We start from the raw sequence: 21,840 nt of genomic DNA, 5'->3' as shown, positions 1-21,840 counted from the left end.
AAGATAATCAGTATTTTTAAGGCCAAATGCTTTTGGCATTAAAAAAAAATTGTAGATTTGTGACAACCACTAAATATAATAACACATAAGAAATGAAGACCATTTTACAAATTTTTCTTTGGCTGGTAAGTATTGGATTAGCATTTATGATTTATAAATCTGTCAATGGCCCTATTGAGTTTAACAAAGTTAAACAAGAGCGTTTCACTAAGGTAATAGCCAGTCTTAAGGATATTAGAAATTCCCAAGAAGCTTATAAGACCGTAAATGGGAGATATGCCAAAGATTTTAATTCCTTGATAAAATTTGTGGACACTGGAAAATACATTATTACACAACAAAGAGATTCCTCTTATTTGGAGTATGACAAGCATTTTGGCATCGACATGCTGAAAGAAGTAAAGATTGTTGACACTCTTGGTTTTGTATCAGTGAAGGATTCCTTATTTAAAAAAGATACTCGTTATAAGAGCATGATGAATGTTCCTTATGCAAAAAACAATGAGCAATTTGAGATGAAATCTGGAATTGTTGAAAAAGGAGGCTATAAAGCTCCTGTATTTGAAGTCCTAATTAGTAAAGATATTGTGCTTCATGACCAACCCAAAGAATTGTTGGCAAGGGAAAACGCTCAGATCAACGTTGATGAAGTTAATGGTAGCGTAATCAAAGTAGGATCCATGACCGAGGTAAGCACCAGTGGAAATTGGCCATCTATCTATGACAAACGAAACGACCAGTAAGATTTCAGAAGATTCTAAATCAGCATATTATAAATTGTCCATTCAAGTTAGCTTGAATGGACTTTCTTTTTGTGTATTGGACACACTTTCCAATACGGTTATCAGTTCGGAAAGAATTAGCTTCGAAGGCGAACTGACCCCTTATGCTCTACAAAAAGAGGTAAAACAACTTTTTGAGGATCATAAAATTCATAAAACCAATTTCACTGAAGTCGTTGTTATTCATAGGAATAATTTATTCTGTTTAGTTCCCAACGCCCTATTTAATAAGGATGAATTGGCAAATTACCTTAAATTCAATGCGAAAATATTAGCTAACGACCACATCGTATACGATGAGATCGCTAATATGGACATGGTAAATGTATACGTGCCCTTTATGAACATAAACAATTACATCTTCGATCTATTTGGGGATTTTGAATTTATGCACAATGGAACTGTTTTGATAAAAAATCTGATAAATAGCCACGGAAACACCAATGAACCCATCTGCTATGTACACTTAATGGAGGGACATATGGATATAACCGTTATCCAAAATAAAAAGCTTCTGCTTTACAATAACTTTAGTTTTACGGCGAAAGAAGATTTTATCTATTATTTACTATTTACCCTAGAGCAACTAAAATTAGATACGGAAACCACAAAACTAAAACTATTCGGCGCTGTGGAGGAAGGGGATTCCCTTTATCAACTCTGCCATACCTACATAAAGGATATATCGATTTTTATACCTTCTCATGCCAATCACTTTCATCTTGGGGATCTGGAACGGGAAACGATAGATTTTACACTTTTAAATTCCCTTTAACCCATGCGAATTATTTCTGGTACTAAAAAGGGCCTGCGCTTAACCGCCCCAAAAAAGCTTCCTGTTCGCCCAACTACTGATATGGCAAAGGAAGCCTTATTCAATATTCTTAACAATCAATATTATTTTGAAGACCTTAAGGTTCTAGATCTTTTTTCTGGAACTGGAAATATTAGCTACGAATTTGCCTCTAGGGGTACTGAACATATAACTGCAGTAGATGCCCACCAAGGATGTGTGCAATACATCTCGGAAACATCAGAAAAAAATGAATTTCCAATAGAAGTTATTAAAAGAGATGTTTATGAGTATTTGGAAACCAATCCCATATCAGCACATATAATCTTTGCAGATCCCCCATACGACTTTCCGTTGGATGATTTTTCCCAAATTGTAAAACTAGTATTCGAAAAGGAACTGCTATTAGAAAATGGCGTCTTGATTATTGAACACCCCAAACATACCGACCTATCCCAATTAACTCATTTCACCAATCAAAGAAGATACGGAAGCAGTATTTTTAGTTTTTTTGAATGGATAGGGGAAACCAAAACTAATTAACAAGTTAGTTGTATTGCCAATTTAAAAGCCTTAAGGTCAATAACCACACCTCAACATAGCACTCACCACAACTCAAATTATAAAAAAAGCAGGTCATAAGCCGGATTCTGTAGCCCATAATTAATTATGGACTTCCTTATCATTTATCTAGGTTATTGATTGCTCAACAACTCTAACCGCCTACCCTTCAGCTTGAGCGTGCAGCCCTCGAACACTGATTTACATGGCGTTGCACCGTATAGAGTTTACCTGCTTTCACTACAGCATTACCTGTACCTTCTCTCTGTTGCACTTGTCCTCGCCTCTCGACGGACGGGCGTTACCCGCTATACTGCACTATGGTGTCCGGACTTTCCTCTGACCCAAAAAGATTGGAAACAGCGATAAGGCGACCTGCTGAGGCAAAGATAGCTCAATTGTTGATAAATAAAATGCTAAACTTGGTTAAATAGGGACTATAATTGAAAGCTATTTTTATATTTGTACCATATCTATCGACCTCCATATTAGAGGTCACTTATAAGTTTAAACTCTTGGAACCTTTTATAGTATCTGCTCGGAAATATAGACCTAAAACATTCAAGGATGTAGTGGGGCAGCAGGCTATTACCAATACTTTAACGAACGCCATTGAAAACAATCATTTGGCGCAGGCATTATTATTTACCGGTCCTAGAGGGGTAGGAAAAACTACCTGTGCTAGAATCTTGGCAAAACAGATCAATCAGCAAGGAGAAGCATCAGAAGATGAGGACTTTGCTTTCAATATTTTTGAACTGGATGCCGCATCCAATAACTCGGTAGACGATATTAGAGAGCTTACTAGCCAAGTACGGATTCCACCGCAAGTAGGGAAGTACAAAGTATATATTATTGATGAGGTCCACATGCTGTCCCAAGCGGCATTTAACGCCTTTTTAAAGACGTTGGAAGAACCGCCAGCCCATGCCATTTTTATTTTGGCCACCACTGAAAAGCACAAGATAATCCCTACTATTCTATCTCGCTGTCAGATTTTTGATTTTAAACGAATTACAGTAAAGGATACAGCAGAATATTTAAGATATATTGCCGAAAGTCAACAGATAAATGCTGAAGACGACGCCTTGCACATTATTGCTCAAAAAGCAGATGGCGCTATGCGCGACGCCCTTTCGATATTTGATAGGGTTGTTAGTTTTTCTGGTAAAAACTTAACCAGAAAAGCGGTGACCGAGAATTTAAACGTTTTAGATTACGACACCTATTTTAAGGCTACCGATCTTATTTTGGCACGGGATATTCCAGGTCTTTTAGTCTTGTTCAACGAAACATTGGCCCAAGGCTTTGATGGCCATCATTTTATTGTTGGATTAGCTTCCCATTTTAGGGATTTAATGGTGTGCAAGCATCAAAATACCATTCCACTATTAGAGGTTGGTGAGGAAGCAAAAAAACAATACTTAGAGCAATCACAAAAACCATCGGGCTCATTCCTTTTGGAAGCTATAGACCTTGCCAATGACTGCGACATAAAATACAAGAGCAGTAAGCATCAGCGATTACTAGTAGAACTGACCCTAATGAAATTAGCCTCCATCGACTTTGATGGAGAAAAAAAAAAGTCTAAACACTTAGGACCTGGTAGAGGTCGTCCAGATTTTATAATTCCTGCTTCTTTTTACCGAGTTAACCATAATAAGGTCACAGAGCCAAAGGCGCCTACAAATCAAAAATCCGCTGAAGGAAATGCTCCACAAATTGCTCCAACCCAGAAAGCGAAGCCACAAAGTATACAAACAGCGAGTGCTTCCACATCTGCCCCTGCCCCTACTCTAACAGAAGAACATACGGCACAAAGCAGTATAGCAAAGCCTCAGGAAACTCAGGATGCTGAGACTAAAAGAATTCAGATCGACTTAAAGGCAGGTAAAAAAAGGGTATCTGGTCTTAGTTTGTCTAGCCTAAAGGCCAAAAAGGAACATCAACTCAATAAAAAAGAAGAGATAATAGATGAAAGTAGTTTGCCAAATTCGGTTTTCACCGAACAGGAACTGCGAAAGCATTGGGCCGAATTTGTTGACATAATAGATAAAGAAGGACGTAAAATACTGGCATCCAATTTAAATGCCGATCTCCCTAAATTAAAAGAAAACTTTGTAATTTGGATTGAATTGCCCAATGACACAATGAAAAAGGAAGTGGAGCGGGAAAAGTATGACTTAATGGAATACTTAAAATTAAAGCTTCACAACCACTTTATCACTTTAGATATAACGGTAAACGAAACTACAGCTAAAAAATTCGCATTTACCCCTGAGGAAAAGTACCTTAAACTACGGGAGAAGAACCCAGCAATTGACTTGCTAAGAAAAGAGTTTGATCTAGATATTTAAGCTTTTCTACTTAATTTGATTCGCCACGCATAGAAAAGCATTACCATAGCACTTATCAAAAGCCCTAGAGACTCCCTTGCACGCTCAATATTATTTATATCTCCACCTCCTATAGACACACCTTCGTATTTTTCTGGCCAAAAAATATAACTACTTATCAAATACAAAAAGGAGAGGAACACTCCTATCGATAAAAGCAATCTATCAAAAACAAAGAATATAGAGGCCAGTGCAGCACTACCATAGATAGCATACCATAACCATGCATCCTGATCATTATATTGTAGAACGGCTGACCAAATAAAGAGGAAGGCAAATATAAATGCGAATATTTTTGAAAAAAGCTTCATATTAGCTATCTAAAATATGACTTTCTATTATACCATAAACTTCTGTTGCCAATATAGCGTCCGCAATTTCTTTTCCAGCCTTATTATTGCTAATGAGAATAGGAAGATCATTACTGTCTTCAGGAATTCTGCCGTGAGAACCTTTTACTAAGGTGGCATCCAATGGAATAATATCCAATACAGTCCTAAAGCCTAATTTCTTTTTCAATAATTTCCACGCTACCTTGGGCATCAATAGTTTATCATTAGGATCTGTCAACATCTCAACAGGATCGTAGCCAGGCTTCTTATGAATATCTACCATCCTGGCATAATCTGGAGCTTTCTTATCATCTAACCAAAAATAATAGGTAAACCAAGAATTCTTATCGGCCACTACGATGATATCTCCACTTCGTTCGTGATCTAAATGAATTCCTTTAATTTCATCCCCAGACAACACTTGCTCTACCCCTTTCACTTTTTTAAGCAGGTCTTTAATCTTATCAATATTACTATGGTCTTTTACATAAATATGTGCCAACTGGTGATCTGCAACTGCAAAAGCATCACTAGCTCCAGCATCAAGTAGTTCTAAACCACGCTCCACTCTAACGTTTATATAGCCTTCTCTTCTCAATATCCTATTTAGATGTACCGGATTATTAACGTTGGTTATTCCGTATTCTGATAGCAAAATAATATTGGCGGACTTACTTTCGTAATGGGTCACCAATTGCTGGACTACTGCATCTATTTCTTCTAAATCCTTATTTATTTTTGAAAAATCGTTACCATGGCGCTGCAAATTATAATCCAAATGTGGTAGGTATACCAAACTAAGCGTGGGATTGTGCATCATATCGGTTTTTATAGCTGCATCGGCTATCCACTGACTGGATTTTATAGAGGTTTTTGGACCCCAAAAATGAAACAATGGAAAATCTCCCAATTCGTCCCTAAGTTTATCTCGTAGTTCTGCAGGATGAGAATAAAAATCAGGGATTTTTCTTCCATCTGCTAAATAGTTAGGCCGGGGAGTAGCACTAAAATCGGCATTGGAATACATATTATACCACCAAAATAGATTGGCGCAGGTAAAATTGGGATTCTTTTTCTTTAATTTGTCCCATATTTTATCCGATTGTATTAAAGTATTGGATTGTCGCCAAAACTTAATCTCATGTTCTTCTTTAAAGTACCATCCATTGGCTACTATTCCATGTTCTGCTGGTGTTTTACCCGTTAGATATGTAGCTTGCGCCGCACAGGTAACAGCAGGTAATTGCGGGGTAATTGCTCCCCAACTTCCTTTATCTAAGAATGATTTAATAAATGGGGTATGCTCACCAATTAATCCCCTCGTCAATCCAACAACATTTATAACAACGGTCTTCTTCATTATTTACAACTTATTCTTTAACCAATTTATTTCGCGAACTATAGATGCTGATAGTTCCATTTTCAATTCTTTAGGTAATACGTCCCACGTATAGGTCTCTATTTCCAAGTGATCTGAAAACGGGTCTATTTTAAGCCGCTCCAGCACTTTTAGAATTTGATCTTGTGTAGAAAATAAAGATTCGTATTGCTCCATAAATATAGGCACATGAAAGTGTGCACGCAACTCTGTAAAGTCTCCTTTTTTAGCGAATAGCTCCGGTAAATCCCTGTATGTAATTACCTTATCACCCTTCATATGAGTAACTTGATGCAGATAAGTAGGTTCGTTAAACCTTTCCAGGGATTGCCAAATGGCTTCATTATTGTCTTTATTAAAAAGTATCTTTAGCGCAGAACTAACTTGTATTTTTCCAACCTCTATTCCGGCGTCCTTAAATTTCTTCAAAGTATATTGAGGTTCCTCATAGGCAAGGGAGAAATGGCATACATCATAACAGATCATAATATGTCTCAATATCAACTCCTTGGCTTTATCGGCAGTACAACCCAAATTATCTATCAAAACCTGGGTTCCGATCGGAATTAGATACCTCTCATAAAACTCCAATACTTCATCACTATTTTCCAACATTCCATCTGGTTCCGGCTCAATATCCAAATGTAAATGTTTCCCTGTCTTCTCTTCTATGTCTATTAATTGCAATGCCACAGCTATCATGTTGGTAGCTCCGGTAATAAATGCCTTATCACTAGTTTTATCGGAATTATGCCAAAACTTATAACTAATGGGAGAAGTAGAGATTCCCCCTGTTATGCCATTGGGCAGAAGAAAAGCGAGTTGGTTAAAAAGTCTCTGAGTATACTCTAATCGCTCTGGCGTAGTCCAGTCTGGCGCATGCACCATATCTTTTACTCTTTCATTGTGAAAATTCCCATAGGGGAATCCATTCATAGTAAAGACATATAAATCGTTTTTATCTAGCCATTCTTTAAATTCCTGCAATCGGTTTTTCTGTTGCAATTCTAAGCTAGCTATATTAGAAAGACGTAACCCCACACCAAAGGGTTGTGATGGGGATACTTGTTGTTTTATCTTTGGCAGGTATACCTCTAAATTTTCCCAAGTCTGCTTCCAGTCTTCGCCAGGGTGTATATTAGTACAATAACTAAGGTGAAATTTATCTTTTATCCGCACTATTGTATTGAGATTTTAGGTTGATATTTATTATTTAGCCACATTATAGCATTCTTCATAACTTCTCTATCAATAACATGGACATCGTGCTTAGCACCTATTTCAGAAATTAAGGTAATGGTTAGTTCTCCTCCCAAATGCTCTCTAAATTCTTCTATACCGTTTAGCAGTTCCTCTATTTCATTTTTTTCCGTTAAGGGTATATGTATATCGAACCCAATATTTTGAAGCACGTCCAAGATTCTTTCCAGAGTACTTTTATTTATCAATCCACTTAAGTGGGCATAGGTGATATCTAACGCCATACCTATTGCTACGGCTTCTCCGTGACGTAATTGGTAATTGGTCATGAACTCCAGTTTATGGGCCGCCCAATGTCCAAAATCCAACGGTCTTGAAGATCCGCTTTCAAATGGATCTCCTCCTTGGGCAATATGCTCCATGTGCATTTCGGCGCATCTATAGATAAGGTATTGCATAGCTGACATATCCCTATCTCTAAGTTTAATACTATTCTCTTCTAGGAACTCAAAAAACTTGTCATCCTTAATGAGGGCTACTTTAATGGCCTCCGAAATCCCCGATATCCAGTCGCGCTGTTCTAAGGTAGTCAAGAAAAAAGGATCATTTATAATAGCATAAGGAGGGGCAAAGGTGCCCAAGAAGTTTTTCTTCCCCAAGATATTAATGCTATTCTTAACACCGACCGCTGAATCATTCTGTGATAAAACAGTAGTTGGAATACGAATTAGTTTTACCCCTCTATGAGCGATCGCAGCGGCATATCCAACCATATCTATTACAGCACCACCTCCTATAGCCACCACAAAAGAATGCCTACATATTTTGTTATCGTTAACCGCATGTAATATTCTCTCTACATTGCCATAATCATTTTTACATTGTTCACCTCCTGGTATAACAATTTGCTCTGTACTGTTAATTTCTGCACTATATTTTTCACAATAGGCAGTAATTTGATCCGATAAATTGGGGTGACATTCCAACACTCCACTATCGATAACAAAAAGCACCTTTACATTCCCTTTGGGATTGTATTTCCTTATCAACTCCTTAAACAAAACATTGTCCTGATTAAAGATATGCTCCGTAAAATGAAGTTTATATTCGTAAGGCACTTTAAAGGATTGCGATATTGTTTTGTAATTTTGCATACTTTTTATATTAAGTTACTGCGAATAGTTTGGATAACAAAATGGATAAAGGCAACAAAAGAAGGGTAAAAACTCCCACCCACCAATAGGAAAATCCGGCCGCCAAGGCAGCATCCAGAACAATAATTGAAATCACTCCAGCTTTTACCGCCATTTTTATGTTGCGAGGCGAATTTTCTTTGAAGGCCTTTAGCAAAGGTCTAAATATTAAAATAGAAAAAAGTAGAGCGAAAGGTAAGGATATTAAACTATTTTGACCGCTATAGATAAGAATAACCGTTAATGATATAATCACCATAACATATAACAAAGCTGCCAATACAATATGTCTTTTGTTATCTCCGTATACCTCTCCCCTACTTATTAGGGTAATTGCCGCAATATAAACGATAGGGATAATGGCATACTGCCAATGTAAAAGATTACCTAGAATAGACATTCCCAACAATAAATTCAGGCCCCTGCACAACCCCATGTTTAATGGACCAAAAAAGGAATGATGTTTTCCTAACGCATCGTACATCAAAATTGATACTCCTAGGGCTAGGGAAATGGCCCCACTAGTAATACCAACACAAAAGGCAGCCAATACACCCAACACCATTAATGCTCCGCCAAAAATTGACGCAGAAGTTAATGGTACCACACCAGATGGAATTGGCCTTTCGGGGCGCTCTACACAATCTAATCGATAATCAAAAACATCATTTAGAACCACTCCAGAGGCATATAAGAATATAGAGGAACACACCAATAACAAAACAGCCATCCATCCTAAAGCCTGTTCTTCGGTATTAATCAAGAAAAAACCGGATATAGCAATACCGGCCAAAATATCAGCAGCTGATGTGGGTAAATTAGCAGGCCTAGTCAGCTGTAAATACCCTTTTAAAACAGGATTCATTAGACTATTTTATCGGTATCTACTTTTGGCTGTTGCCCCCTTAGAACACTATTATCATTGAATAATTTGGTCTGATTGATTCCTTCAGGATTTAACCAATCGGATTCTTTCATTTTTCCATTCATTCCAAAGATATCCAATGCATTCTGATAACAAGTCTTAACTACATCTTCCCTAGCAATTCCTCTTTTAAGCATTAAGGATGCGGTTTTTGGAACCGCTAAAGGATCACTTACACCCCAATCCGCAGAACTATCTACAATTATCCCATTACTTCCAAATTTCCTAACTACCTCTACCATTCTTTCATTACCCATTTTGGTTTTTGGATAAATGGTAAATGCTGCTAAGAACCCTCTATCTAGCACCTCTTTCACTGTTTCCTCATTATTGTGGTCTATAACCACCATAGATGGATCCAAGCCGTGCTCCAAACATACTTCCATACTTCTAATGGTACCAGACCTCTTATCCCTATGTGGGGTATGCACTTGAACAGGTAAGTTAAGTTCTTTTGCCAATTCTAGTTGCCATCTAAAATATTTGTCCTCAGCAGGAGTTTGATCATCATAACCAATCTCCCCAATTGCAACTACATTTTCCTTGTGCAAATAAAGGGGCAATAATTCCATTACTTGCTCAGCTAAAGCTTCGTTATTCGCTTCTTTGGAATTAAGGCCGATGGTACAATAATGCTTAATTCCAAATTGGCTGGCCCTAAATGGTTCCCAACCTACCAAACTACTATAATAATCCTGAAAGGACCCCACTTGTGTTCGCGGCTGACCCAACCAAAAAGAGGGCTCAATAACAGCCACAACTCCTGCTTCCGCCATAGCTTCATAATCATCCGTAGTCCTAGCGGTCATATGTACATGCGGGTCTATAATCATCATTTTCTCTTCCATACTAATTTTTTACTCCTTTAATAAATTAAAAATCAATTCCATAGAACGCATTTCTTCCGCTCTACCCTGGTTCCCTTAAAATACTTGAAATAAATTTCGAAGATTTCTGTTCCCCTACAACGCATAAATCTACTGAAATTATAGCATGTCCAAAGCAATTTTGCTCACTTTTAAACCTGTTTTAACAAATAGTTCGGGATGATTGACATTTTTATCGGATTTGTAGGGAATTCACCGATTTTAACACCATCAATAATACAAAGACATCCAGTCTAAATTTGTAATAACTGCTTCCTTAGCACTCTCATTTTTGAAAACCAAGCTAATCATATTCCCATTCGTCTTAGAAGTAACTGGGATATCCAATTCCTTTTTAATCCCGTCCTTTTTATTAAAATGGTCTATTGTTCCTGTCCCTATTATTTTTCCTCCAGCATCCCCTTCCCTTACTTCAACAATTCCCTTATACTGCGTATCCGGCCCAAAAAACATGGATAAACGAATTTTTTTCAACCCAGTTAATGAAACATTTTCGAAAGTAAGGTGGGACTTATCCTTAATGCCTCCCACTAAATTATCACCCATTGCATCCCATATAGTGATTCCCTCGCTTTTATCAGCCGCATTTTCGGCTTGAATCTTAGGGTATTTAAAAATTATTTGAGCTCTTGATGATAAATTACCTTCTTCTAATCCTACCCCGCCTTTATCCAAATAGGAGGCCGTAATTACATATTTACCTTCACTACCTTTACCTATATGTTCTTTAAAACTAAGGGTACCTTTAAGTGGAAGCAAATCCTCATCATTATCCAGCTCGGTATTTAGGGACAGAATATAATCCACTATCTTATCCACCTCTTCGACTTTTAATTGTGGATGTGCAGACATCATACCTTCACCCCAGACTCCAGATCCTCCATTTCTTATCTTATCTATTAGATACGGTTTATCTATCGTAGTATAACGCTGCGAAATTTCGATATAACTAGGGCCGTTCACTTTCTCGTTAATACCATGGCAAGCTTTACAGTCAGTTCCATCAATAAGGAGTTTCCCCTCTGGCACCGTATTTTGTTGATGGCCTAAAGTAGCTTTCACCATATCCTCGCCTTCAGGAATATATGTAAATGTGACCTTTACTGATTTGGGATCTATAGTACCATCAGCAGTGCTACCGTCTTGCTTATCTACAACGTTTACAGCGTAATCTAGCGTTCTATTGTCCCAATAAATATAGTTATCGGTATTCACGTCAATTTTCACCTCAGGTTCATCATTCCCAACCAAAATTTTTGTTGTGCCATAGGCAGAATTTCCAGCTTCGTCGGTTACTTCTAAACGAACCGTATAAATCCCCGGTTCATTAAAAGTAAAGCTTGCATTCTCATTGGTATCTTGTACACTATCCCCTGTAAAAAACCATTTGTAGGTTAGTTTATCCCTGTCATAGTCCTCAGATTCACTTCCAGAAAATTGCACAGTAAAGGGGGAAGCTCCTACAGTATTATCCGTAGTGATTCTTGCAATTGGTTTTCTGTTCCCTGCTACATAATTAATTCTATTTAGACGGGCATCCATATTCCGTGAATTCCATTTTTGACCGTATTCCAAAACATAAAGGCTACCGTCTGATCCAAATATCATATCCATGGGGTGGGAGAATTCACTGCTTGGCATAAATGGATCTGCTTTTACATAATTTTGATCTTCATCCAAAGTAACTACATAAATCCAATCCCTCATCCATTCGTAAAGCAGTAATTTTCCATCAAAATAGGAAGGGAATTTATTTTTGGCATCAGGGAAATCATCTGAATGAAAAACAGGTCCGCCCATCGGATTTACCCCTCCTGAACCCAGCCAAGGAAACTCTTCCGATTCCTTATAGGAAAACCAGATCATAGATTCTTGTGCCGGTGGCAATTCCTTTAAACCGGTATTATTGGGCGAATCATTAATAAGATTATTTGGGTTAAACTTATGCCCTGAAGTTTCTGTAGCAAAATCGTAATCGTTATATACTTGATTGTTACCACGGGTATAGGGCCAACCCCAATTACCTGCTTTTCTGGCCTGATCAAATTCTCCCATCCCATGTGGACCACGGTTGGGATCTCCTTTTCCTGCATCTGGACCTACATCTCCCCAATAAACATATCCCGTTTTGCTATCTATTGAAAATCTGAACGGATTGCGGGAGCCCATAACATATATTTCTGGCCTAGCATTAGGCGTTCCCTCTGGAAAAAGATTTCCTTCTGGAATAGAATAGGTACCATCATCCTCTGGTTTAATACGCAAAATCTTACCTCTAAGATCGTTGGTATTTCCTGCTGATCTTTGGGCATCCCACAGTGCCCTTCCCTCACGTTCATCTATAGGAGCAAACCCAGAGGATTCAAATGGATTGGTGTTATCCCCCACCCCAATAAAAAGATTTCCATCGGGTCCAAACTCCAAAGCCCCTCCACTATGGCAGCATTTACGCAAAGTAGGAATAGTCAACAACACTTTTTCCGAATCAAAATCCAATTTATTACCTACTAGATCAAATCGAGATACATGTTGTTTAGACTCTTCACCTTCCACTGAATAAAATAAGTAAATCCAATTGTTATCTTTATAGTTAGGATCTACGGCAAGCCCTAACAGTCCATCCTCATTGCCATAAAATAAAGGCAATTGAGCTATAAGGAGTGTTTCTTCTTTTTCAAAATCATAGAGCTTTAACGCCCCTCTTCTTTCAATAAATAAAATTCCCCTTCCCGGCAGCTCATCCAACTCCATTGGTTCGTCCAAGTTAAAATCCAACACCGTTCTAAGATATCTATTTTCCTCAGGAATACGTTCTGTCCTCGCTTTACTGTAATCTAGCGCTTTCTTACTTTTAACGTATTTTATTCCCTCTACTATTTCTCTAAAAATATTAGAGCTCTCATTGGACTTAGTTGTTTGGTCCAGCACAATAAAAGATGCTCTCCCTCCATCGTAGTTTTGATTCCATATCCCGGGATTTACTTTATCTGATTCTGTTTGATCCTCTTGGGCAGTTTTAGCTACCCCATCAATAGAATTCCCCACCAACTCATTGTACCAAGGCCAATCAACATCCGTAATTTTAGTGGAATGAACTCCTATAAAACCACCACCAGATTGAATATACCTTTCAAAATCTGCTTTTTGAGGGCCGTTTAAATCATTACCTGTGGTATTTAAAAATAAAACAGCCGAGTACTGCATTAAAATTTCTTCCGTAAAATTCGTTGCATCATCAGTTACCTCTATCTGATATCCATTCTCCTCCACTATTTTTTTTAGATCATCCGAACCCACTTTAGAAAAATCGTGTTCATCTTCTACCATTTTGCTAAATACCAATACCTTATCTACTTTGGTAGAGCAAGATATCAATACGCCAAAAATGGCAGTTAATATAAACGATACGACTGCTTTGCTTCTCATTTTATTTTTTTTTGAACCCTTTGCAAGTTATACGCAACGAGCGATATAGTAATTGGTTATAGATTTTACTAATGTAAAGAAAAATACTAGGACGAAGTGCTTGACATCTGTAGTTATTTCAATCATATCTTTTCAAAATTGACCTTTATATTATCTCCGCTAACTTTCATCTATGAGAAGTGAGTGAACAACAAATTTTCATAGAAAAAAATTATTATACAACACGTTTCCGATTTTGGCGTTAAATAAAAAACGTGCTATTAAACAATAATCCAGTACAACTAGATTACCTATCGAATTACAATAGTATCAACCAAAAATAATTACGATAAAACCTACATTAATATGAACATCAAACTTTTAATCTTAGCGCTACTTTGTGGGTCATTCGCATTGGCCCAGGAGAAATTTACTCTTACAAATTTAGATGATTTTATGGACCAAGCCGGGAACTGGGAAATTGTCGGATATGTCATTGCAGACCCTGATATCGCTGTTCACACTCATCAGGATGAGGCGCAGGCAAACTTGAACAAAAACCAAAAAAGGTTGCAGAAAAAACAATTAAAACAGCGCAATCCCATAACGGTTACCCCTGGGACAGGAGTTCTTTATAACAACTATAGTTTTACAAAAAAAGACAACCTTCTTACTCAATGGGAACATGGCGATATAAAATTGGAAATGGAGATACTTATTCCTAAAGCATCCAACTCCGGAATATATTTACAAGGAAGGTATGAGCTGCAGTTAAAGGATAGCTATGGAGTAACAAACCCTAATTCCAGTGATTTTGGGGGAATCCACAGAAATTGGGAAACAGCGCCATCAAAAGCATTTATGGGTATTGCACCTAACTCGAGCCCTTATAAGGCACCTGGAGAGTGGCAAACTATAAAAATACATTTCCAAGCCCCTAGGTTTAATGATATCGGAGAAAAAATTGCCAATGCAAAATTTGTAGCGGTGGAATTAAATGGAGTGTTGATCCACAGCAACGTGGAAGTCCCTTTACCTACTGGAGGCCCTATATCATCAGACGAATCGGCTACAGGTCCTTTAATGATACAAGGAGACCATGGTCCCATGGCCTTTAAGAATATTTCCTATGAGTTTTTAGAAATGAATAACCTCGTCGAGGTTCAAGAAATTGCGAATAATCCAAATTCAAAACAAGATCCAAGATATTAATAATGTAAGTTTGGTTAATTAGATTAATGGAGGTGACCTTCCCTGATTACCAGGGGAAATATTAAAAGCAGATAAGTAATAGAGCCTATTCCCAATTATGGAAATAGGTTCTTTTTATATTAAAAATAGCCCTAGTAATTTAAATTACTTTCTAAATTCCCCAGCTCAATGTTCCAGAAGCTATTTGGTCTATTAGTAATTGTATATTGTTAAAAAACAACACATAATCTGATTAAAATTCGCAGTATTAACACTACATTAATAGCTATTTTAAACTATAATATTCGTAAGAGAATCATAGTAAATTTGCATATTATAAAACCATATGATAATTTAGAAGTTGAGAATTAACTATTTCTAAATTATCAATCATGAAGAAAAACTTTTTAAAAGGAGCCATGCTTTTCGTATTCCTTATTTTTACAGGACTACTTACAGCACAGAACCTTAATGTATCAGGAACGGTCTCGGATCAAAATGGCCCACTTCCTGGAGTCAACATTCTTATAAAAGGATCCTCCACAGGCACTCAAACAGATTTTGATGGCAACTATTCACTTACCAACGTTTCCCCTAATGCCACACTGGTGTTTAGCTATATTGGTTTTAAGACCCAAGAAGTAATAATAAATGGAAGAAGCACAATTAATACCACTTTGGAAGAAGATGCACAAGCACTGGAAGAAGTGGTGGTTGTAGGTTATGGTACTTTGACAAGAAAAGAGGTTACCTCGGCCATTTCCACTGTGAAAGCAGAAGATTTCAATCAAGGTGGATCCCGCTCCCCGATGGACCTAATTCAGGGAAAAGTTGCTGGGCTAAATATTACCAGGACACAGGGTAATAATCCCAACCAAGGTGCATCTATCCAACTAAGAGGAGTTTCTTCCCTTACAGGCACCCTATCGCCTTTAATAGTAGTAGATGGCATTCCAGGAGGAAATTTAGATCTCCTTCAACAAGATGATATTGCATCTATAGATGTTTTAAAAGATGGTTCTGCTGCTGCCATATATGGTACAAGAGGAAATGCTGGTGTAATCCTGATCACTACTAAAAAAGGGAAATCGGGAGAAGCTTCCTTTGAATACAACACGTACGTACAACGAGATATAGTAGACAAAAAGCCCAATTATTTACGACCAGACGAATTCAGGTCCCTTATCACAGAAGGCCTTATTGCCCAAAATCAGGACCTAGGTTATTCAACTGATCTGTACGATGAATTAATCAACAAGAACAATCTTAGTCAATATCACAACTTATCTGCTTCAGGTGGGGATGCAAAAACAAATTATAGGGCTTCTTTATTCTACAACGATGCCGAAGGAATAGCCAAAGAAAATGGTCGGCAGCAATTTGGTGGAAGAATTGGAGTTAACCATACTGGTTTAAATGATCTGCTGACCTTACAAGCAAACCTTGCCGGAAACTTTAACAAAGCTAACTTGTTAGGAGGTAGCACTGGAGATTTTGAGCAAGCAATTCAAAGAAATCCTACCGCTCCTCTAATCAATCCAGATGGAAGTTTTTTTGAAACGCAGGCCTACAACAATTACAATCCACTATCCCGTTTAGAGAATAGAATTAACGAGAGAGACCAACAAACTTTTTCTGGAGATTTAAAATTAACTCTTCAAATAGCAAAAGGACTTAGCGGAAGTGTTTTTGGGTCCTATGTTAGAAACGCTTATAACGATAGGTACTATAGATCTACCAAAGATTGGGAGCAAAGAGAAAACTCTCAATATTTAGGTACAGCGTACGCCTCTAAAGCCAACTACCTAGATTGGTCCAAAACTTTGGAAACAACCATTAACTACATTAATACGTTTGCTGATATACATACGGTAAACGCAATTTTAGGATATAGTTACCAATATGGCACAAGGGAAGAGTTCAATGTTAATAATAGTGGTTTTACTACTGATGGTTTTTTGGACTGGAATTTGGGCGCAGGGTCGGCCATCAACAATACCCAATTACCTAGACCAGGAATGGGTAGTTTTAAAGAAGACAATACTTTGATCGGTTTTTTTGGTAGGGTCAACTATTCCTATGACAACAAATATTTTGCTCAGCTAATCCTTAGACGTGAAGGCTCATCCCGCTTTGGAAACAATAACAAATGGGGTAATTTCCCGGCAGCGTCAATAGGTTGGAGCCTAAGTGAGGAAACCTTTTTAAATGATGTAGATTATATCGATAACCTTAAGTTGAGGCTGGGATATGGAGTAACTGGGAATCAAGGCATACCCAACTACCAATCTATTGTTAGTCTGGGTACCGGTGGAGTATACCCACAAGACGGTGTATACTATCAAACTTACGGCGCTGCCAGAAACCCTAACCCAGATTTAAAATGGGAAGAAAAAAAAGAATTTAATTTAGGGTTGGATTTTGCATTTCTAAATAACCGTTTAAGTGGATCGGTAGATGTTTATCAACGCAAGACTACGGACCTATTATACGAATATACAGCGCAGCAACCCCCCTTCCTAAGAGATAAACTTTATACCAATGTGGGAACATTGACCAACAAAGGGGTGGAATTCCTAATATCGGCGATTCCCGTTACAAATGATGACCTTAAATGGAGCACAGACCTTACCTTTAGCTACCAAACCAATAAATTAGAAGTACTTTCCAATGATGCTTTCCAGGCCAACTGGTTAGAATTTGGGGGATTGCCTTCCCCAGGAAATCTAGGGAGTGCCATACGCTTGGAAGAAGGTGGTTCTGTAGGAAATTTTTATGGAAAACGTTTCGCAGGATTTAATGACGAGGGCAAGTGGCTATTCCACAAAGCAGATGGTACCACAGCACTAGCTACAGATATGAACGAGGATGATCTCTCCATTATAGGAAATGGAGTTCCCAAGGTTAACGCATCTTTAGGTAATACCATAACGTACAAAAATTTTGACCTATCTATCTTTTTTAGAGGAAAATTTGGATTCGATATACTGAACACCAAAGAAATGTACTTCGGAAACAGAAAATGGTTACCAAACAACATATTAAAGAGCGCTGTTACTACTCATACGGAATTAAATGACGATCCTCAATATTCCGACTACTATCTTGAAAAAGGGGATTTTGTAAAATTAGACAATATCACCTTAGGTTATAACTTTGATTTTCCGTCTGAATATATTAAGAACTTACGGTTGTACGCTAGCGGTAAAAACCTTGCTACTTTTACAAATTACAGCGGTATAGATCCAGAACTACAGGATACCGGCTTTACCGCAGGTATAGATGGAAGAAGCTTCTATCCCCGCACACAGACATTTACAATTGGTTTAAACGTTGGATTCTAAAAAACTTACACTAAAATGAAATATTCTATAACAACAAAAGCAGGCGTATTAGGGGCATTTTTACTGTTCTTTACTAGCGCATGTACCGATCTGGATGAAAAGATCTATAGCGAGTTAAATTCAGGTAATTTCTATAATAACAAGACAGAGGTACTCCAAGGAGCTTTAAGACCATTTACGCATATGCAAGCTTGGCTGGCACCCACCGGACAAAGTGGATACTACTATCATTCGGAACTATCATCCGATCAATTGGCGTGGCCACAAAAAGGACGCCATGGTTACGACTCAGGAGACCATTTTCGCCAACATTATCACACATGGACAAGCAACGAAGGAAGGATGCGATCTGCATGGGTATTAATGTGGACCGGAGTAGGTTACGTAAATGGAGCTATAGAAGACCTTTCAGGGATCCAAGATCCAACATCATTAGGGATGACTGAGGAAGAATTAAAATCGATCTTAGCAGAGTTGTATGTCCTAAGAGCTTTCCATTACATGAAAATAATGGATCTTTGGGGGAATGTACCTATCATTACCAAGGTTGGAGAACCGTTAAACCCGCCCACCCAATCTAGGGCAGAGGTATTTGAATTTGTGAAAAATGAATTAGAAACTTACGTGCCTCAATTACCTCTGTACTCAGAAGAACTCATTGGAAGAACTACAGCAACAGCTGGGTACGCCATGTTGTCCGAATTATATTTAAATGCAGAGAAATGGGTAGGGACACCGATGTACGATGAGTGTATTGCAGCCTCCAATAAAATTATTAATGGTGAAGCCGGTGGTATAGGTGGCACTCCGCAGTTATCCGATAATATTTTGGAAACTTTTGGAAATACCAATAAAACGTCCCCTGAAAATTTATATCAGGTAGCCTTTAGCCGTCAGGGTGGATTTACATTTGATTGGGGCGGATTTTTTATGGGATACGATAATATGAAAGAAGCCTTAAATGTTGGGTATGGAGGCTGGAATGCCTTTGTCGTAATTCCTTCTGCATTTGATGCTTATGACGACAATGATCTTAGAAAGAAAGAATGGTTTCTTTTTGGTCCACAGTATAAATATGGCACAACAGAACCCGTATTAGGAACGGAAGAATGGAGTGGTCAACCATTAGTTTACGTTAATAGTATTAGAAAAGAAAGTGAAGGTGATATTTCAAGTGAAGGAAGCATGGCCGAAGGAGAAGAAAATAGTGGTGCACGATTTCACAAGTATCAATCTAGTACCTTGGACGATGAAAATTACCAGGAGAATCATTATATCATGTATCGTTTAACGGAAATATACTTTAATAAGGCTGAAGCTATAATGCGTAAAAATAATGGAGTAGCTACACAGGAAGCCGTAGACCTAATAAATAATAGTAGAAAAAGAGCATTTTCAGAAGCAGACTGGAGTAGTAATAAGTATACTACCTCTACTCTTACGATGGAAGAATTATTGGCGGAGCGTGGAAGAGAGTTTATATTTGAGGGCAAACGACGTACAGATCTAATTAGGTTTGATCAGTATGTAAATGGAACTTGGTGGGACCACGAACCAAGCGGCGACGCTACAAAAGAGATTTATCCCATCCCATCCAACCAAATTGCAAACAACCCAAATCTGATTCAAAACCCAGGGTACTAATAACGTAGATCTTGGTAAAATAGAGTAATAGATGAAAGCTTCCCTGATTGGCAGGGGAGTTATTACGAGTCTAAAAATAAAAGAGCCTATTCCCAATTATGGAAATAGGCTCTTTTTCTTAGAGAAATAGCTGTATTTATGTAAATTACTTTTCTAAATTCTGCCAACTCAATGTTCCGGAAGCTATCTGATCAGAAAATTCGGGATGTTTTTCCAATAAGTCTTTGGCCCGATCCGAGTTAGAGGCTGCACAACAGAGAGAGGCTACCTTTCTCTCTAAAACATTCTCACTCTTGAACAACCTTTCCATATCTGGCAGCAATCCGTCTTCCAAGAATGCCGCGGCAGGTCGCCAAAAATACGGATCAATTTCCCTAGAAGCAGCCCAACGCTCATGTGCATAATCAGAAATAATTCTTGCTAGATCCTTATTGGCACGTTCATCTACCGATAGTATTCCGGTAAGATCTTGTTGCATAAAAGCGGCCTTAAGATACATCTGATTCCACTGTTGATCATTAAAATACAAGGCAGGATACGGATTATGCATTGTGATAGCATTAAATACTGTCGCAATATTTGTTCTTAGTGCTTCCACCGCCTGATGTTTATACTCGGAAGGATTTGGCAAAAAAACCAGGAACTTTAAAAAGGTCTCCAATTCACCGGTATCTGACACTTGGATAATATTCGCCACTTTAGGGGTAAAGAATTCAGAATTTTCTTCTAATACTCGAACAAGAAGATATATTCTTGCTATCTGCTGAATATTAGCTTTCTGTAACTCTAAATATGACTTAAGGTCATCATCAGATATTTCCAAGGTCAAGGAATTGTTCTTTGTAATTTTGGAAGGAATTAAACTATAGGTCATATAGAGGTCCCTGGTAGACTTCTCGCTAACTATTTGGTCCAATTTTGAAAACAGCCACTCTCTTTCAATCTCTTGTACATTGTTTTCCAAAATAACAGACAATTGCTCACTAACTTTTTTAAACGCCATAATACTCTTAATAAATTATGTTATTGTAACCAGCCATCTGCAGTACTTGCCTGAAAATGGTATCTATATTTTAATGTCACACACCAACTAAAGATTAAAGATAAAACTATCTCCGAATATAGTATGGGACATTGCCCTATTCTTTCTATTTTTGAAGTAGAAATTAAAAATATGCTAGGTTTAAAATTACCCACGGACCCACGATGGGTCAATATTGTTGAAAAGAATATAGACGAAATATTAACAGATCATGCTTACTGCGAACAAAAAGCAGCGAGCACTGCTATTTCACTAATTGTAAGCTTCCCTGAGTACACTGATCTTGTCCAAGAAATGGTTGCACTCGCAAGAGAGGAAATGGGACATTTTAAAATGGTGCACGACCGCATTTTGGAACGTGGCGAAATTTTAGGAAGGGATAGAAAAGATGATTATGTTATTGCCTTGATGAAATTTTTCCCAAAAGGAGGGAGTAGAACAACTCAATTGGTCCATCGCCTATTATATGCTGCATTAATAGAGGCTAGAAGCTGTGAGCGGTTCAGACTTTTATCGGAAGAATTGGAAGATAAGGAGCTAGCAGAATTTTATCATAAATTAATGATCAGTGAAGCAGGACATTACACTATGTTCCTGAAATTTGCTAGGCAATATGGCGATCGTAAGGAGGTAGATGAAAAATGGGAAGCATTACTTACCTATGAAGCCGAAATAATGAAAGATTTAGGTAATAAGGAAACTGTACACGGATAGCAAGAACCCATAAATCCGACAAACATTAAAAACACAAAGCCCTTTTTCTAAAG

General features: G+C 37.8%; 16 protein-coding genes and 1 other RNA gene. 8 read left to right on the top strand and 9 right to left on the bottom strand.

From position 1 onward, the window contains the following. Positions 1-92 precede the first annotated feature (92 nt). Genes G466_RS0106425 through G466_RS0106415 form a run of 3 tightly spaced genes read left to right on the top strand, consistent with a single transcriptional unit; the run spans position 93 to position 2,118 of the window. Entirely contained in the window at positions 93-743 is a 651-nt protein-coding gene (locus G466_RS0106425) for a hypothetical protein (RefSeq protein WP_026812928.1), read from the top strand. Continuing rightward, complete coding sequence (locus G466_RS0106420; protein WP_026812927.1) at positions 721-1,557, top strand: DUF3822 family protein; 837 nt, start codon at positions 721-723, stop codon at positions 1,555-1,557. The genes G466_RS0106425 and G466_RS0106420 overlap by 23 nt, the downstream gene beginning before the upstream one ends. Positions 1,558-1,560: 3 nt before the next feature. After that, the gene (locus tag G466_RS0106415; protein WP_026812926.1) at positions 1,561-2,118 is read left to right on the top strand and encodes an RsmD family RNA methyltransferase; all 558 of its coding nucleotides are present in this window, start codon (positions 1,561-1,563) and stop codon (positions 2,116-2,118) included. Positions 2,119-2,199: 81 nt separating this feature from the next. Here the strand turns inward: G466_RS0106415 and rnpB are convergent. Then, positions 2,200-2,518, bottom strand: an RNA gene (rnpB, locus tag G466_RS23055) — RNase P RNA component class A. Positions 2,519-2,651: 133 nt separating this feature from the next. Between rnpB and G466_RS0106410 the strand changes: the two genes are divergently transcribed. Next, a complete protein-coding gene (locus G466_RS0106410) occupies positions 2,652-4,493 on the top strand; it encodes a DNA polymerase III subunit gamma/tau (RefSeq protein ID WP_026812925.1) in 1,842 nt (613 codons plus the stop codon). On the opposite strand, the gene G466_RS0106405 is transcribed toward G466_RS0106410, so the two are convergent. The 7 genes from G466_RS0106405 to G466_RS21540 form a co-directional block, all read right to left on the bottom strand. Continuing rightward, positions 4,490-4,843, bottom strand: a complete 354-nt coding sequence (locus G466_RS0106405) for a transmembrane 220 family protein (protein ID WP_026812924.1) — start codon at positions 4,841-4,843, stop codon at positions 4,490-4,492. The genes G466_RS0106410 and G466_RS0106405 overlap by 4 nt on opposite strands. Before the next feature lies 1 nt (position 4,844). Next, on the bottom strand, positions 4,845-6,224 hold the full coding sequence (locus G466_RS0106400) for an alkaline phosphatase family protein (RefSeq protein WP_026812923.1): 1,380 nt from the start codon (positions 6,222-6,224) through the stop codon (positions 4,845-4,847). A gap of 3 nt (positions 6,225-6,227) precedes the next feature. Beyond that, positions 6,228-7,421: a metabolite traffic protein EboE gene (gene eboE, locus G466_RS0106395; protein WP_026812922.1), complete on the bottom strand. Its 1,194-nt coding sequence runs from the start codon at positions 7,419-7,421 to the stop codon at positions 6,228-6,230. Next, the gene (locus tag G466_RS0106390) at positions 7,421-8,596 is read right to left on the bottom strand and encodes a 3-dehydroquinate synthase (protein ID WP_034234835.1); all 1,176 of its coding nucleotides are present in this window, start codon (positions 8,594-8,596) and stop codon (positions 7,421-7,423) included. Before G466_RS0106390 ends, eboE begins: the two co-directional genes overlap by 1 nt. A gap of 10 nt (positions 8,597-8,606) precedes the next feature. Beyond that, the gene (gene eboC / locus G466_RS0106385) at positions 8,607-9,500 is read right to left on the bottom strand and encodes a UbiA-like protein EboC (RefSeq protein WP_026812920.1); all 894 of its coding nucleotides are present in this window, start codon (positions 9,498-9,500) and stop codon (positions 8,607-8,609) included. Continuing rightward, positions 9,500-10,408: a TatD family hydrolase gene (locus G466_RS0106380; RefSeq protein ID WP_026812919.1), complete on the bottom strand. Its 909-nt coding sequence runs from the start codon at positions 10,406-10,408 to the stop codon at positions 9,500-9,502. The genes eboC and G466_RS0106380 overlap by 1 nt, the downstream gene beginning before the upstream one ends. A 249-nt stretch (positions 10,409-10,657) precedes the next feature. Further along, a complete protein-coding gene (locus G466_RS21540) occupies positions 10,658-13,873 on the bottom strand; it encodes a PQQ-dependent sugar dehydrogenase (protein ID WP_051315547.1) in 3,216 nt (1,071 codons plus the stop codon). 345 nt (positions 13,874-14,218) lie between these two features. Here G466_RS21540 and G466_RS0106370 point away from each other — a divergent pair, with 345 nt between their 5' ends. The 3 genes from G466_RS0106370 (at position 14,219) to G466_RS0106360 (ending at position 20,031) form a co-directional block, all read left to right on the top strand. Further along, the gene (locus G466_RS0106370) at positions 14,219-15,064 is read left to right on the top strand and encodes a 3-keto-disaccharide hydrolase (RefSeq protein ID WP_026812918.1); all 846 of its coding nucleotides are present in this window, start codon (positions 14,219-14,221) and stop codon (positions 15,062-15,064) included. Between the two features lie 371 nt (positions 15,065-15,435). Beyond that, positions 15,436-18,387 carry a SusC/RagA family TonB-linked outer membrane protein gene (locus G466_RS0106365; protein WP_026812917.1) on the top strand — a complete coding sequence of 984 codons (2,952 nt, stop codon included), beginning with the start codon at positions 15,436-15,438 and terminating at the stop codon, positions 18,385-18,387. 15 nt (positions 18,388-18,402) lie between these two features. Continuing rightward, positions 18,403-20,031: a RagB/SusD family nutrient uptake outer membrane protein gene (locus G466_RS0106360; RefSeq protein WP_026812916.1), complete on the top strand. Its 1,629-nt coding sequence runs from the start codon at positions 18,403-18,405 to the stop codon at positions 20,029-20,031. Between the two features lie 145 nt (positions 20,032-20,176). On the opposite strand, the gene G466_RS0106355 is transcribed toward G466_RS0106360, so the two are convergent. Continuing rightward, positions 20,177-21,034, bottom strand: coding sequence for an EboA domain-containing protein (locus G466_RS0106355; RefSeq protein ID WP_034234832.1), 858 nt, complete (start codon positions 21,032-21,034; stop codon positions 20,177-20,179). Between the two features lie 171 nt (positions 21,035-21,205). Between G466_RS0106355 and miaE the strand changes: the two genes are divergently transcribed. Next, entirely contained in the window at positions 21,206-21,787 is a 582-nt protein-coding gene (gene miaE / locus G466_RS0106350) for a tRNA-(ms[2]io[6]A)-hydroxylase (protein WP_026812914.1), read from the top strand. Positions 21,788-21,840 lie beyond the last annotated feature (53 nt).

Source organism: Arenibacter certesii DSM 19833 (genome assembly GCF_000429545.1).
Taxonomy (GTDB): domain Bacteria; phylum Bacteroidota; class Bacteroidia; order Flavobacteriales; family Flavobacteriaceae; genus Arenibacter; species Arenibacter certesii.
Note: the sequence above shows the minus strand (reverse complement) of the source record. Positions and strands in the feature narration are given on the sequence as shown.

What these genes read in the sequence shown, in the direction of transcription:
- G466_RS0106425 (WP_026812928.1), top strand. Translation starts at nt 93, where the DNA reads ATGAAGACCATTTTACAAATTTTTCTTTGGCTGGTAAGTATTGGATTA.
- G466_RS0106420 (WP_026812927.1), top strand. Translation starts at nt 721, where the DNA reads ATGACAAACGAAACGACCAGTAAGATTTCAGAAGATTCTAAATCAGCA.
- G466_RS0106415 (WP_026812926.1), top strand. Translation starts at nt 1,561, where the DNA reads ATGCGAATTATTTCTGGTACTAAAAAGGGCCTGCGCTTAACCGCCCCA.
- G466_RS0106405 (WP_026812924.1), bottom strand. Translation starts at nt 4,843, where the DNA reads ATGAAGCTTTTTTCAAAAATATTCGCATTTATATTTGCCTTCCTCTTT.
- G466_RS0106400 (WP_026812923.1), bottom strand. Translation starts at nt 6,224, where the DNA reads ATGAAGAAGACCGTTGTTATAAATGTTGTTGGATTGACGAGGGGATTA.
- G466_RS0106390 (WP_034234835.1), bottom strand. Translation starts at nt 8,596, where the DNA reads ATGCAAAATTACAAAACAATATCGCAATCCTTTAAAGTGCCTTACGAA.
- eboC (WP_026812920.1), bottom strand. Translation starts at nt 9,500, where the DNA reads ATGAATCCTGTTTTAAAAGGGTATTTACAGCTGACTAGGCCTGCTAAT.
- G466_RS0106380 (WP_026812919.1), bottom strand. Translation starts at nt 10,408, where the DNA reads ATGGAAGAGAAAATGATGATTATAGACCCGCATGTACATATGACCGCT.
- G466_RS21540 (WP_051315547.1), bottom strand. Translation starts at nt 13,873, where the DNA reads ATGAGAAGCAAAGCAGTCGTATCGTTTATATTAACTGCCATTTTTGGC.
- G466_RS0106370 (WP_026812918.1), top strand. Translation starts at nt 14,219, where the DNA reads ATGAACATCAAACTTTTAATCTTAGCGCTACTTTGTGGGTCATTCGCA.
- G466_RS0106365 (WP_026812917.1), top strand. Translation starts at nt 15,436, where the DNA reads ATGAAGAAAAACTTTTTAAAAGGAGCCATGCTTTTCGTATTCCTTATT.
- G466_RS0106360 (WP_026812916.1), top strand. Translation starts at nt 18,403, where the DNA reads ATGAAATATTCTATAACAACAAAAGCAGGCGTATTAGGGGCATTTTTA.
- G466_RS0106355 (WP_034234832.1), bottom strand. Translation starts at nt 21,034, where the DNA reads ATGGCGTTTAAAAAAGTTAGTGAGCAATTGTCTGTTATTTTGGAAAAC.
- miaE (WP_026812914.1), top strand. Translation starts at nt 21,206, where the DNA reads ATGCTAGGTTTAAAATTACCCACGGACCCACGATGGGTCAATATTGTT.